Origin of the sequence: Kaistella faecalis (assembly GCF_019195395.1) — a bacterium.
GTDB lineage: Bacteria > Bacteroidota > Bacteroidia > Flavobacteriales > Weeksellaceae > Kaistella > Kaistella faecalis.
On record NZ_CP078067.1, the window covers coordinates 2153386 to 2167693 of the forward strand.

General features: G+C 39.0%; 16 protein-coding genes. 7 read left to right on the forward strand and 9 right to left on the reverse strand.

All coding sequences use genetic code 11. The features are described from left to right. Positions 1-22: 22 nt before the first annotated feature. Entirely contained in the window at positions 23-892 is an 870-nt protein-coding gene (lgt, locus tag KTV93_RS10185; protein WP_218248837.1) for a prolipoprotein diacylglyceryl transferase, read from the reverse strand. A gap of 27 nt (positions 893-919) precedes the next feature. Continuing rightward, positions 920-1165: a membrane protein insertion efficiency factor YidD gene (gene yidD, locus KTV93_RS10190; RefSeq protein ID WP_218250532.1), complete on the reverse strand. Its 246-nt coding sequence runs from the start codon at positions 1163-1165 to the stop codon at positions 920-922. Positions 1166-1260: 95 nt separating this feature from the next. On the opposite strand from yidD, the gene KTV93_RS10195 reads away from it, so the two are divergent. Both KTV93_RS10195 and KTV93_RS10200 read left to right on the forward strand, forming a co-directional pair. Continuing rightward, on the forward strand, positions 1261-2538 hold the full coding sequence (locus tag KTV93_RS10195; protein ID WP_218248838.1) for a replication-associated recombination protein A: 1278 nt from the start codon (positions 1261-1263) through the stop codon (positions 2536-2538). Between the two features lie 75 nt (positions 2539-2613). Continuing rightward, positions 2614-4542: a M1 family metallopeptidase gene (locus KTV93_RS10200; RefSeq protein ID WP_218248839.1), complete on the forward strand. Its 1929-nt coding sequence runs from the start codon at positions 2614-2616 to the stop codon at positions 4540-4542. 6 nt (positions 4543-4548) lie between these two features. On the opposite strand, the gene pheA is transcribed toward KTV93_RS10200, so the two are convergent. The 4 genes from pheA to KTV93_RS10220 form a co-directional block, all read right to left on the reverse strand. Next, entirely contained in the window at positions 4549-5388 is an 840-nt protein-coding gene (pheA, locus tag KTV93_RS10205; RefSeq protein ID WP_218250533.1) for a prephenate dehydratase, read from the reverse strand. Continuing rightward, positions 5385-5924 (reverse strand): hypothetical protein, encoded by a 540-nt coding sequence (locus tag KTV93_RS10210; protein ID WP_218248840.1) that lies wholly within the window; start codon positions 5922-5924, stop codon positions 5385-5387. Before KTV93_RS10210 ends, pheA begins: the two co-directional genes overlap by 4 nt. A gap of 50 nt (positions 5925-5974) precedes the next feature. Then, complete coding sequence (locus KTV93_RS10215; RefSeq protein WP_218248841.1) at positions 5975-7735, reverse strand: discoidin domain-containing protein; 1761 nt, start codon at positions 7733-7735, stop codon at positions 5975-5977. A 118-nt stretch (positions 7736-7853) separates the two neighbouring features. After that, positions 7854-8297: a hypothetical protein gene (locus KTV93_RS10220; RefSeq protein ID WP_218248842.1), complete on the reverse strand. Its 444-nt coding sequence runs from the start codon at positions 8295-8297 to the stop codon at positions 7854-7856. Positions 8298-8496: 199 nt separating this feature from the next. Here KTV93_RS10220 and pepE point away from each other — a divergent pair, with 199 nt between their 5' ends. Further along, a complete protein-coding gene (gene pepE / locus KTV93_RS10225; protein ID WP_218248843.1) occupies positions 8497-9189 on the forward strand; it encodes a dipeptidase PepE in 693 nt (230 codons plus the stop codon). Here the strand turns inward: pepE and KTV93_RS10230 are convergent. Continuing rightward, a complete protein-coding gene (locus KTV93_RS10230) occupies positions 9186-9602 on the reverse strand; it encodes an acyl-CoA thioesterase (RefSeq protein ID WP_218248844.1) in 417 nt (138 codons plus the stop codon). The genes pepE and KTV93_RS10230 overlap by 4 nt on opposite strands. A gap of 133 nt (positions 9603-9735) precedes the next feature. Here KTV93_RS10230 and dnaA point away from each other — a divergent pair, with 133 nt between their 5' ends. The 4 genes from dnaA (at position 9736) to KTV93_RS10250 (ending at position 12883) form a co-directional block, all read left to right on the forward strand. After that, on the forward strand, positions 9736-11190 hold the full coding sequence (gene dnaA, locus KTV93_RS10235; protein ID WP_218248845.1) for a chromosomal replication initiator protein DnaA: 1455 nt from the start codon (positions 9736-9738) through the stop codon (positions 11188-11190). An 84-nt stretch (positions 11191-11274) separates the two neighbouring features. Beyond that, complete coding sequence (locus KTV93_RS10240) at positions 11275-11736, forward strand: low molecular weight protein-tyrosine-phosphatase (protein ID WP_218248846.1); 462 nt, start codon at positions 11275-11277, stop codon at positions 11734-11736. Positions 11737-11744: 8 nt separating this feature from the next. Further along, positions 11745-12443 (forward strand): SAM-dependent methyltransferase, encoded by a 699-nt coding sequence (locus KTV93_RS10245; RefSeq protein WP_218248847.1) that lies wholly within the window; start codon positions 11745-11747, stop codon positions 12441-12443. A gap of 62 nt (positions 12444-12505) precedes the next feature. Beyond that, positions 12506-12883: a hypothetical protein gene (locus tag KTV93_RS10250; RefSeq protein WP_218248848.1), complete on the forward strand. Its 378-nt coding sequence runs from the start codon at positions 12506-12508 to the stop codon at positions 12881-12883. Between the two features lie 47 nt (positions 12884-12930). Here the strand turns inward: KTV93_RS10250 and KTV93_RS10255 are convergent, their stop codons facing one another. Further along, the gene (locus KTV93_RS10255; RefSeq protein ID WP_218248849.1) at positions 12931-13335 is read right to left on the reverse strand and encodes a hypothetical protein; all 405 of its coding nucleotides are present in this window, start codon (positions 13333-13335) and stop codon (positions 12931-12933) included. A gap of 51 nt (positions 13336-13386) precedes the next feature. After that, positions 13387-14262, reverse strand: coding sequence for a DUF4349 domain-containing protein (locus KTV93_RS10260; protein WP_218248850.1), 876 nt, complete (start codon positions 14260-14262; stop codon positions 13387-13389). Positions 14263-14308: the final 46 nt, after the last annotated feature.

The following is a 14308-nucleotide window of genomic DNA, read 5'->3' on the forward strand; positions in this document are numbered from 1 at the left end:
GTTATGTTTTATTGAAGCCTGATTATTCGGGTTTACCGTTCTCTTCTTCGGTAATTATATTGTTTCTAGAATACCACATAATTACGAAACCGGCCAGCATAAAAGGAATGGATAGAATCTGTCCTGTATTCAAGCCTGCAAACTGAATAAATTCATCGCCCTGAGGTTCTTTTAAGAATTCAACGAAAAATCTTACCGCCCAAAGGATGATAAAAAACAGACCGAAAAGCCAGCCCTGCTGGTATTTTTTATTCGTATATCGGTAAAGAATCCACAAAAGAATAAAGAGTAAAAAATAACCTCCCGCTTCAAAAAGCTGGGTCGGGTAGCGTGGAACTACTGCACCGTATTCCGAGCTTTGCTGCGGGAAGAGGATTGCGAAAGGTGAACCTTCAGGTGCGGGTTTCCCGATTATTTCTGAATTGAAAAAGTTTCCGATTCTCACAAAAGCTCCGCCTAATGCCACCACAATTCCAATCCTGTCGTACACCCAAAACGGATTTTTCTTAATGATTTTGTACGAATAATAAAGTGTGGTAAATATCAGCGCGATGGTGGCTCCATGGCTTGCTAATCCCGAAAAACCGGTAAATTCAAATTCAGGTTTCGTCCTGATCGGCAGAAAAACCGACCAGAAATCCTCTTTGAAAAGTTCAGGCTGATAAAAAATAACATGTCCTAATCTCGCGCCGAGAATCGTTCCCACCAAAGTCCAGGTAAAAAGCGGCTCCAGATATTTCTGGTTAACATTGTCGATTTTAAAGATTTTCGTCATAATTGCGTATCCCAGACCAAAAGCCAGAATAAACATCAAACTGTAATAGTGGAGTGTAATGGGGCCTAAATGTATCCCTGTCGACGGATCCCAGGTGGTATATAAAAATGTAAGCATAGTTTATTTTTATTGTTTTTAATATTTTTAATGTTGAGGTTCACATTTCGGCGGAACGGGGTCATAACCTTCTCCTCCCCAAGGGTGACAGCGCGCAATTCTTTTCGCGCCCAGCCAGAATCCTTTAATAGGTCCATGCACACGCAGCGCTTCAACCATATAATGAGAGCACGTAGGTTCGTACCGGCAGTTTTTCGGCAGAACAGGGGAAATGAACCACTGATAGAATTTTATCAGTACCACCAAAGGAAATGTGATGATTTTGTTGAACATGCATTGCAAAAGTAGCGAAATAGTTTAATTTTGTTGAAACTTTCTGTGAAACTTATTGCAGCAAAACCTTTCTCAGTAATCCAAATTTTTCTATTTTGAATTCCAATATTCCACTTGCCGAACAAATGCGACCTAAGACTCTGGACGAAGTTCTGGGGCAGGAGCACCTTACCGGAAAAAGCGGTACAATCCGGAAGATGTTGGAAAACGATACTTTAAATTCGCTTATTTTCTGGGGTCCGCCAGGAACAGGCAAAACAACTTTGGCAGAAATTATTTCCGAAAATTCGGGAAGGAAATTCTTTAAACTTTCTGCTGTTTCCAGCGGGGTGAAAGATGTTCGTGAAGTGATTGAGGACGCCAAAAAACAAAACCTTTTCTCCGGAAAATCGCCTATATTATTCATTGATGAGATTCACCGTTTCAATAAGTCCCAGCAGGATTCACTTCTGCATGCGGTAGAGAAAGGTTGGATCGTACTTATCGGAGCCACTACAGAAAATCCCAGTTTCGAAGTAGTTTCGGCTTTGCTTTCGAGGTCGCAGGTTTATGTTCTGAAGTCTTTGAGTTATGAAAAACTCGATGAACTGGCCGAACTTTCTTTGAAAAAGTATAACGAAAAAGAGCAGACGGAATTCAAAATAAAAGACAAAGAAGCCTTTATACAGTATTCCGGCGGTGACGCTCGTAAACTTATCAATTCGGTAGAGAATGTTCTGAATAACTTCAAAAATTCAGGTACGAAAGAAATTTCCAACGAAGATGTATTGGCTGTTCTGCAGGAAACCATGGCGCTTTATGACAAGAATGGTGAGCAGCATTACGATATAATTTCGGCTTTCATAAAATCCATGCGCGGTTCTGATCCGAATGGTGCGGTTTACTGGCTGGCAAGAATGCTGGTGGGCGGCGAAGACATTAAATTTATTGCGCGCCGAATGCTGATTTTGGCCGCGGAAGATATCGGTTTGGCAAATCCTAGCGCGCTAACTGTGGCCAACAATTGTTTCCAGGCCATCAATGTCATCGGAAATCCTGAAGCAAGAATTATTTTAAGTGAAACAGCAGTTTATCTTGCAGTTTCTCCAAAAAGCAATTCTACTTACGTGGCGATTAATGACGCGATGGCAAAGGTGAAACAGACCGGAAATTTGCCGGTGCCGCTGCATCTCAGAAACGCGCCGACCAAACTCATGAAAGATCTTAATTACGGTAAAGATTACGGTTACGCGCATTCGCATGAAGGGAATTTTATTGACCAGGAATTTTTGCCTGAGGAATTAGCCGGAACAAAATTCTACGAACCCGGAAATAATTCCACTGAAAATAAAATACGCGAGGAACTTAAAAGAAAATGGAAAGACAAGTATTAAGTTACTGTTTTGAATATCATTAACATCTGGCTGATTGTCAGGTGTTTTTTTTATCTTTAATCTAAATTTTACACGATGAAAAAAAAATATCTCTTTACCTTTTTATTTCTTTTGTCAATACTTGTTCCCGCACAGATTGTTCCCGAGAATAAGGATTTGATGGATAAAGAAATCAGCAGATATCAACGGATGATCGATTTTAACGTGAATCCGAACACCTTGAATTACGATATCCAATATCAAAGAATGGACGTTTACCTGGATCCCGCAGTTTTTCAGATTTCAGGATCGGTGACCTCTCATTTTGTGACAAACCAGAACGTGTCATCGATATATTTTGATTTCACTGATGTTTTACCGGTTTCTCAGGTTACATATCACGGTTCCAATCTTAGTTTTGAACAGCTGGCTACCAAAGAAATCAAAATCGATTTGCCAGCATCGCTGCCCGCAAACACGCTGGATTCTTTAACAATTCATTATTCAGGTGCGCCGGATAATTCAGGAAGAACTTCATTTTATATCGGAACTCACGACGGAAGCCCGGTTTTGTCAACACTTTCGGAACCCTATGGTGCGCAAAACTGGTTTCCGACCAAGCAGAGTATGAACGACAAGATCAACCGGTTCGACATAAAGATTACAACGCCAAGCCAGTACAGTGTTGCCTCAAACGGAAAACTGATGTCTGAAACTTTGCTTCCGGATAACAAAAAACTCACCTTCTGGCGTACAAATTATCCTATGGCAGCTTATCTGGTTGCGTTTTCGATAGCGAATTTCAATAAGCTTAATGACGTTATAGGCAATACAGGTTTTCCTTTCGTTAATTACCTTTATCCGTCGACGAACGCAAGTGTTGGAGTGATGGATAATATTGAATGGACAAAGACTGCAATGACTTTATTTGAAAATCATTTCGGGCCGTATCCGTTTTCCGCTGAAAAATACGGTCATATGGAATTTGCGGTTAACGGTGCAGCGATGGAACATCAAACCATGTCGTCGATGAATTCTTTTGCGAGATCTACGATTGCCCATGAACTTGCACACCAGTGGTTCGGCGATAAAATTACCTGCGGCGCCTGGAATGATATCTGGCTGAATGAAGGTTTTGCGACTTTCGGCGAGCATTTGGTGAATGAAAAAAATTTAATGACTCATCCAGAATTCATGAATTATCTTTTTAACCACCTGAATATCATCACCAGTGCACCAAACGGAAGTGTGTACGTAAACGACAGCAATTTGGGAAATATTCCTGTACTTTTCAGCGGAAGACTTACCTATATTAAGGGCGGCTATATTTTGAGGATGATGAAATGGGTGCTCGGGGATGAGGTTTTTTATCAGCTTTTGAAAGATTACGCCGCAAATCCTGCTTTTGCTTACAGTTATGCGAAAACAGAAGATTTTAAAAACCAGATTTTGGTTTCCACGGGAAGAGATTTTACCGGTTTTTTTAACGACTGGGTGTACGGGCAGGGTTACCCAAGTTATACAGTCAGATGGAAGCAGTCATCAAATAATCTGGATATGAATTTTTTGATTTCGCAAACGCAAAGTGATCCATCTGTAAATTTCTTCGAAATGCCTTTGCCGGTGAAAGTAAACGGGACTAATGGTGAAACCGCATATTTTGTCTTGGAAAATACAGCAAACAATCAGTTTTTTACAAAGCCGCTGAACTTTCAGGTCGCGAGTGTGGAATTTAATTATGAATATCAAATCATTGAGAAAAATTCAACTGTAGTTTTGGATCCTGCATTAGCAACAGATAATGTAAGTAAAGATCAGATTTCACTATTTCCGAATCCCGTAAAAAATGAATTGAATATTAAAGGAATTTTCAAAGTGAGCAGTTACGAAATCTTTGCTGTTGATGGAAAACTTGTTGGTAAAGGTGAATTTAAACCATCGTCTAAAATTGATGTTTCACGGCTTCGACCGGGAATTTATTTAATAAAAATCGGGGGGAAGAATCTAAAATTTATTAAAAATTAAGATGCATCAGTCTTCAAGCATATACTCGTTGTAATGGCCGATAAATTTCACATCAGCTCCAAATAAACGGAGTTCTTCCAAAGCATTTTCAGATAATACCGGATGCCACTCGCTGGCAACATTAATAAAGAAAAAGTAGTTCCCAAGGCTTTTTTTCATGGTACGGCTTTCAATTTTTGAAAGGTTCATCTTCCGCCATGCAAAAACAGACAAAACCTGATGCAAACCTCCTGCATGATCTTCCGGAAGGGTAATGAGAAGTGAAGTTTTTTCGGAAGTTTTGGGGAATTCTAAACGTAAAGATTTTTTATTCTTAGAAATTACAATGAATTTGGTGTGGTTCTGTTCAAAATCCTGAATGTTTTGATGGATGATTTTCAGACCATATAATTTCGCTGCGTAAGAATTTGCAATCGCCGCCCATTTTTCATGGGGATTTTCAGCAATGAGTTTTGCGGCTGCTGACGTAGAACTGTAATCCTGAGTTGCTATGTTTTTATAGTGATCAAATCTAAAGTGAAAAGTCTGTGCTAAAGCCTGCGGATGAGAAATTACTTTAGTGAAATCTTTATTTTCAGGATGAATCATTAGCTGATGCGATATCGGCATTATTGCCTCAGTTTCAATAAAAATATTTTCGAAATCGTACAGGTAATCCAGCGTCATCGAAACTGTTCCCTCAATAGAATTTTCCAGCGGAACCACTGCTTTTTCAGCCGTTCCGTTCTGTACCGCTACAAAACAGTCTAAAATGCTCGACTGTGGAATAAGTTCATGATGAGGAAAGATCTGTGAGGCCGCAAGCTGTGTGAAACTCGCATGTGGACCAAGGAATGCAATCATTATTTCAGAATTACTGTTTTAGCAGCGCTTTTTTCTTTAGGAAGATTTTTGATGCCGCCGGATCTTTTTACGATACCGTTTCTTTCAGATTTTTTCACCGTCCAGATATTTAGAAATTTCTGACCGTTATTTTCGATAATTTCAGCTTCAACCAAGGCATCGGTAAGTATTTTCACGGTGTTGTTCTTCACGAAAATTCTGTTGATGTAGACTGGATTTAACTCATCAAACTGATGTTGAATGTTCAGGCGGTCCAGAGAAACAGCCTCCAGATTTTGTGCGTCGTTTTTCATTGTAATACTAATAATTCCTTCGCTGATGAAATTGATAAAAGGGATGAGTTTTTCCGGAAGGTTATCGGATTTATAAACACTTACCGCTGATATTTCTGCCGGGCCAAACGCTTTCAACTGTTCTTCATTTGTTATCATCCCATCAACAAGATAGAGTGGGAAAAGACCTGCTGATTCTTTTAACGAAGTTTGCTGGGCGAATAAAAATCCGGAGAAGAGGAGAAACGGTAAGATTAGATTTTTCATTTGGTAAATGTAGCCAAAAAGTCTTTGGAAGAAGCTAAACTGAATTTTAATTATTCGGATTTGAAAACTTCCGACCTTTCAGAAATTCCATTGTTATTAAATGCTTCGATCTGAAAATAATAAGCGTCAGTTCTGTCGGCGCCGGTAAAGAAATATTCGTTTTTGCCGTAAACCATAATGCTTCCGTAAAGTTTGTCAGGAGTTTTACCGAAGTAGATCATGTATCCATCGGCTTTTTCGTTTTGTTTCCACTTCATCCAGATGCTTCTGCGCTCGCCATATTTTTTAGGATCGGCTCGCAGTGGAACAAAGTTTTCAACCTTGCCCGGTTTTTCGCCACTCCCTTTTCCGAAAACTCTGAAACCGCTGAGCGCAAATTTGCCGGTAGGCATTTTTAGATTTTCCATTTTTAAGAATCTTGCTTTCGCCGGTTTTTCAAGTTCAATATAATCATGAGGAACATCGGTGGTATTTTTGCTTTTGTCGATTAGAACTTTCCAGTTTTTACCGTCATTAGAACTGTAAATTTTATACTGGTGCATTTTACCCAGGGTTTTTCCCATGAATTCTGCATCCTGGTCTGCGTAATTGATTTGAATTGCATTAATGCTGGAAATTTCACCCAAATCGGTCTGGAACCATTCTCCTGAATTTCCGGACTTCGCCGACCAATATGTTTTAATGTCCTCATCAACCGCAAAATTAGCCTGATAGCCGCCTAAAGTAGAAGATGCGGCTACAGGTTTCTGATAATTCAGAAGCATCCATCCGGTGAATAAACCTTTGGTGAAATCTTTTCCCTGCGCAAATTCCGGAATATAAGTAGGGTAGTCGCCGTAAGCAGTGTTGCTGTACATTACATCGTCTTTATCAAAGCCGGCAGGCCAGATGCCGAGGCGTCTTTCGAAGTTGTTTTTAGTGGAAATAAATATGGTCGAAACGTGCCAGTAATTTCCATAATTATCCTGAAAAGTTGCACCATGGCCTGCGCCTCTCGCAAAGCCGCCCGGTTTATACGAGAACGGATTGTGTTGCTGGTATTCGTAGCCTTCCAAAGGATTTTTAGAAACGTAAACTCCGTCTGCATATCCGCTGAATTCTGTTGCAGGTGCTCCATACTGCATATAGTATTTGTCTTTATATTTCGTAACCCATGCGCCTTCAACAAAAGGCTGGAGAAAGACATTGTCGTTGTACTCTCCGAATCTTTCCCAACCATGATCTTCAGGTTTTAAACGCAGGATTGGTTTTACATAACCTTCCGACTGTAGGTTTTTTACTTTTACTTCAGTTCCCAAAAGCGGCCATTCGTTGCTTGATCCCCAATAAAGATAAAGTTTGTTTTTGTCTTCATCGTAGTGAAATGCAGGATCCCAGGCACCAACTTTTAGGGTGTCAACCGCAATTTCCCATTCATCTTTTGTAGGATTTGTAGATTTCCAGATCGGAAAATCTGATTCCCAGGTTGAGCCGTATACATAAAGCGTGTCTTTCATAACCCAGGCTGCGGGTGCGTTAAGATCGTGAATGTATTTATCATCGCGCAGGAATTTCCGGGAGACGAATTTCCAGTTCAGCATATCGTCGCTGTGCCAGTACCCTTCCTGATTGGTGGAGAAAAGGAAAAGTTTTTTTTGAAAATTTACAATTACGGGATCGGCAGTAGCACGGTGTTTTCCCTGTTTCGAAAAAACTTCGAAAGGCGTGTAACCGTAGTCGATATTGATGGGATTGCAATATGTTTTTTGCTGGGCAAAACTGAAATTCATCAGAAATAAAAGAGAGACGAATAATTGAAAAGAAGATTTCATGGAAGATTTTTTAGGACCAGTTTCAAAGTTAAGTATTAAACTTAAGAAAAACCAGCCATAAAAAAATCCGCACTCGAAAGCACGGACTTATTATAAATGAAAGAATAAAATTTCTTAGTTATGCCTTCACTTCAGCATTAATTCCCTGGGGAATATTACTTGAAGAAAGTGAAATTTCAGGTATTGCATAAATGTGAGATTTGGCGCGAAGTGCTACAATTCTTTTGATATAATCCAGATCCTTGGCTTCTTCAAGGGTCATGTCCTGAAATTCATAAATCTTAACCACGTCGTTTTGCTCAAATGATTTTTTAACGTTAGTGAGTTCTTCGTCGCTGTTTACCACAACGCTGGTGATGAGTTTATCATTTTCCTTAACCTTCTTCGGCGCCTGAAGACCTAAAAGTCTTTTCCAGAAGTTCTGTTTTTGTTCAGCACTGCTGTTTTTGTTGGTTTTGTAGATAATGTAGTCCTCATTTCTAATTCCGGATTTTTCCAAACCTGCCGAAACCTGTTTTGCATTTTCCTGGCTTTCAAATAGGCCAACTACTGTACAATTCATCTTGATGTTTTTATGTTGTTAAATTCTCTGCAAATATACATTCAAATTATTTGATAAAAGTTAAAAAATAAAAAATTAACATTTAATTGATAAAAATCATGTATATTTTTATGAAATGCATATTTTTCTATAGTGACTGCAGAATCCAATATTTAAAGAACCGTTTTTACCTCATTCAAATATTTAATAAGTTTGCTGCATGAATATCATTCTTGCCTCAACATCTACCCTTTTCGGAGGAAATTATCTTGAGTATCTTACTCAGGAAATCAAAAATCTTTTTTCGGGAATCAACGAAATTGTCTTTATTCCGTTCGCACGGCCGGGAGGGATTTCTCACGACGATTATACAGAAAAAGTGCGGACTTTTTTTGCCTCACTGAGCATCAAAGTAAAAGGTTTGCATGAGTTTGAAAATAAAACGGAAGCGCTTAACAGTGCAAAAGGAATTTTTACCGGCGGAGGAAATACTTTTCTTTTAGTTAAAACGCTTCATGAGGAAAATCTCATGAAGGTTGTGAAAGAAAATGTAGTAAACGGGACGCCCTACCTGGGTTGCAGCGCCGGATCTAACATTGGCGGGCTTAATATGAAAACTACGAATGATATGCCGATTGTTTACCCACCGAGTTTTGAATGTATGGGATTGGTGCCTTTCAATATTAATCCGCATTATCTTGATCCCAATCCTGACCTGAAGCATAATGGTGAAACGCGCGAAACCAGAATCATGGAGTTTTTAACTCAAAATGATACAAAAGTTGTCGGACTTCGGGAAGGAAACTGGATCCGGAAAGTCGGTAATCAGATTACTGTAGAAGGTAAAGAATTAACACGGATTTTCGAGAAAGATAAAGCGCCTTATGAAATTGCTCCGGGAGCTGCGCTTTAAGGTGCAGCTGACCAGTTTTTTTTCAGTAGACTCATCAAAAAGTCCGGGCATTTTACAACTTTATTGGTTTTTGCATCCAGAAAAAAGAGGGTTGTTTTTGCCTCGGTAATCTTCTCTTTAGAACTGTTATAAATTTCATACTCGAATTCAATTCGGACTCCAGGGAGTTTTTTAATGTAGGTGTGAATTTCGAGAATTTCATCATAAAGCCCCGGCTTAAGATACTTAATGCTGAACTCCGAAACAGGTAACCATATGCCTTGATTTTCAATCTCATTATACGGGATTCCGAGTTCGCGAAAAAGTTCAACTCTGGCCACTTCAAGGTATTCTGCATAGTTGCCGTAATAGACATATTTCATTGGGTCTGTTTCGCCGTAACGTACTCTAATTGAGTGTGTTGTGTGTATCATTTTAAGGTTTAAATCAGTCATACAAATATATTTTTAAATAACCAATAGCACAAAAATTTTTTTATCAAAATTTAAAATTCGATATTTGTCTTCCCATCAAAATTAAACACTTGCAAGGAATTGCAGAACGAAAATGAATGAAAACTTAACTCTTATTTGGGAAAAATGTCTACAGTTCATGAGGGATAACCTCAATGCAGCAGAAGATAACACTGATCTCAAAAAACTCGAAAACTCTTTTGATTTACTTTTCGACAATGTGCAGCCGGTATCATTGGTTAACAATAACCTTACGCTTTTAGTACCAAGCGATTTTTACAAAGAATATATTGAGGATAATTACTTGTCCCTGCTTTCTGCCGCACTCAAGAAAAATTTAGGAAAGGGAGTTAAGCTTTGGTATTCCGTAATGGAAAACAAGCCGAGTGGTCAGGAAAAACCCATCACTCTGAATGTGAAGGGTAAGAGTATTGCTACGCCGAAAGTTCAGGAAACACTTCCGCCGTCATTTTCTTCAAATCTAATCAATCCTTTCGTTGTTCCGGGGATGAAAAAAGTGAACATCGATTCTAACCTGAAAGCAGATTTTTCATTTGACAATTACGTGGAAGGCGAAAGCAACAAGTTTGCTTCTACTGTAGCAAAATCTATTGCAAAAAGACCGGGCGCGACAGCCTTTAACCCGCTGTTTTTATATGGTGGTTACGGAGTAGGGAAAACCCACCTTGGCCATGCAGTAGGTCTGGAGGTTAAAAATGCTTATCCGGACAAAGTAGTTCTTTATTTATCGTCAGAGAAATTTATCCAGCAGTTTGTATCCGCTGCGAAAGCGCATAAACAGACAGAATTTGCGAATTTCTACCAAATGGTTGATGTGCTGATTATCGATGATATTCAGTTTTTATCAGGTAAGAAATCTACGCAGGACAGCTTCTTCCATATTTTCGATTATCTGCACCAGAATGGGAAACAGATTATCTTGACCTCAGATAAAGCGCCTGTTGATATTCTTGATATTCAGGACAGAATTGTTTCCCGTTTCAAATGGGGACTTTCTGCAGAAATTAAATCTCCGGATTTCGATACGAGAAGAAAAATCATCGTCGATAAACTAAGCCGTGACGGAATTGTTTTAACCGAAGATATGCTCGATTTCCTTGCGTCTGAAGTAAAAACCAACGTTCGGGAACTCATTGGTGTGATCAATTCAGTAATCGCATATTCTACGATTTATAAATCTGAACTGAGCCTTGAACTTTTAAAGGAAACCATCAATAAAATTGCAGCCAACCAGAAAAAGGTCATCAATATTCCTTATATTCAGGATGTGGTTTGCGAATATTTCGGAATCCAGAGAGAGCAGCTTTTATCGAAAACCAGAAAAAGAGAAATTGCTTTGCCGAGACAGTTGGCAATGTATTTCGCGAAGGAATTTACCAACGCCACTTTCACCAAAATTGGTGAGGAAATGGGCGGAAAAGACCACTCAACCGTGATGTATGCATGCGATACAATTAAAGACGTTTCCAAAATTGATAAGGAACTGAAAAAGTACGTAAAAGAACTTACCGAAAAAATTAAACAGTAGATTTGCCATATATTAGATTAGAAGAGAAGGGGTTTTTTGAATTCCTTCTTTTTTATTCTAATTTTAGAACTTCAAATAAAAGAAATGAAAATTCTTGTTGTATGCCTCGGAAATATCTGCAGAAGTCCGCTTGCTGAAGGCATTTTAAAATCAAAACTTCCCGAAAATTTCTCCGTTGATTCTGCCGGAACGATTTCTCTGCATGAAGGCGAACATCCTGATAAACGTGCAGTTGAGACTGCTGAAAGTCATGGGATTTCAATTGGTAAACAAAAGTCCAGACCGATTACAAAAAAAGATTTCGAAGCGTTCGATAAAATTTACTGCATGGATCTGAGTGTTTACGAAGATGTAATTTCGATGGCGAAGAATGAAGAACAGCGCACTAAAGTTGCTCTGTTTTTGGAAGAAGCAGAAATCCCTGAGAACAACTACGAAGTTTTTGATCCGTACTGGAGCGGTCTTGATGGTTTTGAAAAGGTTTATCAACTGCTGGATCAGGCTTCAGAAAATATTAAAACAAAACTCCTTAATCATCAAATTTAAATCTAAAAATGCTGTTTCTAATTCCTGCTTATCTTTCTGAAAATTCACCGATAGATTATTTCGCGCCTGCGATTAAAGAATATATTCTGAAGACCGATTATTTCTTTGTGGAAAACGAAAAAACCGCCAGAAAAGTCATCAAATTCTTTGCGCCTGAAAAAAAACAGGCTGATCTGAAACTCTTTCTGCTTGATAAATATTCTGAAAGAAAAGATTTACAGGAAGCTCAGATGCTCATGAAAAATGGTCAGGATTTCGGTTTGCTGTCGGAAGCCGGACTTCCGTGTATCGCAGATCCCGGAAATCTTATGGTGAAATGGTGTCACGAAAACAATATTAAAGTAATTCCGGTAAACGGACCGTCATCCATTATTCTGGCTTTAATTTCAAGCGGCTTTAATGGTCAGGAATTTACGTTTCACGGATACTTGCCCATTGATAAAGCCGAGAAAAAAGCAAGAATTCAGTTTTTAGAAAATCAGGTTCAAAAAACCGGGTATTCACAGATTTTCATGGAAACTCCGTACCGCAACAATCAGCTTTTTGAAGATCTGTGTAAATTCCTCGCACCGAATACCAGGCTTTGTATCGCTGCCAATATCAATGATCCAAATGAGGAATTTATCAAAACTCTAAGCATCAAAGAATGGCAGAAAAACAAGCCCGAACTTCATAAAATACCGGCAGTTTTTGTGCTTGGAAAATAGTTTAACTTCCTTTAACAGCGACTTTGCATCATTATTGAATCTGAATGATAAAATAAATTATTATGTCAGATAAAAAGTTAGCAGGCCTTTGGCTTGATCAGAACAAAGCAGTCGTAGTTAAAAATCACGATGCGCAGAATGCCTTTAAATTTTTCCTGTGTTCACCTGTGAAAGCGGTTATACAGCACGGAAATTCAAGTGAGAATGCCGGTAATAACGCCGAACAGACGAATAAGGCAAAATACTTTAAGGAGATTGCCCATCTGTTAACCAATTCCGAAGAAGTTTATGTTACCGGACCGGGACAGATTCAGGAAGAGCTGAAGAGTTTTCTTCACGAAAGCGCACAGTTTAAAAACCTGAAAATCACTTTAGATACGGCGCAGCAAATGAGCGACGAACAGGTTCTGGAAACAGTGAAGAAACATTTCGGAGAATAACCCGAAAATTTGCACTAAAAAAGCGGTCAGAAATAGACCGCTTTTTTTTATTTTTTATAATGGTAAGAATATCCGTCGGCGGTGTGATCGCCCAGATAAAGGTTTGAGGCATCAATTCCATCCACAAAAACGTCAGGATAATTCGAGAAATCTATAAACAGTTTCTCACTATGTTCCGTTGGTGTAACTTCTTTGCTAATGCTATAGGTGCCTTCGCTCACTGTTGCGTCATTTTCTTTAACGGTGTAAGTATAGTTGTCTGTAAAAGTTATGGTACGCTGTATTCCGGTGCTTGCGGGCGTATCATTGATGTTGCCGGTTCCGCCCGTTGTCGCTGCCCAGTTCCAGGTTCCTATAAACTGTTCGTTAGACAGTTCATCTTCCCTCGTTCCGCAGGCTACAAATACAGTGACGGCTATTAAAGAAAGTAAAAAGATGTTTAATTTTTTCATGGAGTTCGTTTAAAGAACAAAATTACGATTTTTTATACCTGATTAAAATGTTCAGTCTTTATTATTTGGATGAGAAGAATCATTAAAAGTAGATTTTTTTCGGCCACGCCATTTTCGGTATACCATGATGATAAAAGGCGCAAGAATGAAGAAAGGCCAAAGTGAAATAAGACCCAGTACGAAACTTACAAAAATATTCCAGCCCTGTGCTACCGAATCCGTAAAGCGGCTTCCAAAACCGATCTTTGATGTCACTGAACTTCGTGGTTTTTCCTTGCTGAGGCTGAGGCGAAGCGTGCTGTAGTTGACGCGGTCGTCGATAAACCTGAGTCTGCCTTCAGCAACATCGATTTCGTCTTCAAGTTTGCGGATGTTTTCCTGGATTTCGAGCATGTCTTTTGTGGTAGCGGCATTCTTCAGGAGGTTGCGGTATTTTTCAAGATAAATCCTTTTGTTTTCCAGTTTTATCGCAACGTCGGTGTATTCTTCGGTGACGTCTTCAGAAGAAATGTTTTTGTATTCAACCGCGCCGATTCCGTCGGCAAAAGAGGAGATCAGCTGATCGAAATTCTCATGAGGAACCCGAATTACAAGATTTAAATCCTCAGAGGTTTCAGTATTACTGAAAGTTTCGCTTTGGGTGTAGGCATTTTGTTTTTTAAGGATTCCGTCAACCTTTGATTTTGCTTCATTTATATTGGCAACAGCAAGTCCCATCTCGCCGTTTTTAATAATCTTTTTCGCAATACTGTCATTTTTGGCCGGAACTGTATCAGACTTAACGGAAACCGATTTTGAATTTCCGGGAGCATCTTCCGGAATCACTTCCATGAGAGAAGCGTTAACTTCAGTTTTCACCGCGAAAGGTTCATTTTTCGAACAGCTGATGAGGGTTAAGAGCAAGAAAAAGAAGATTAGTGTTTTCATTTGTGACAGGAATTGAATTTATATTTATAAATGTATAAAATTTTAT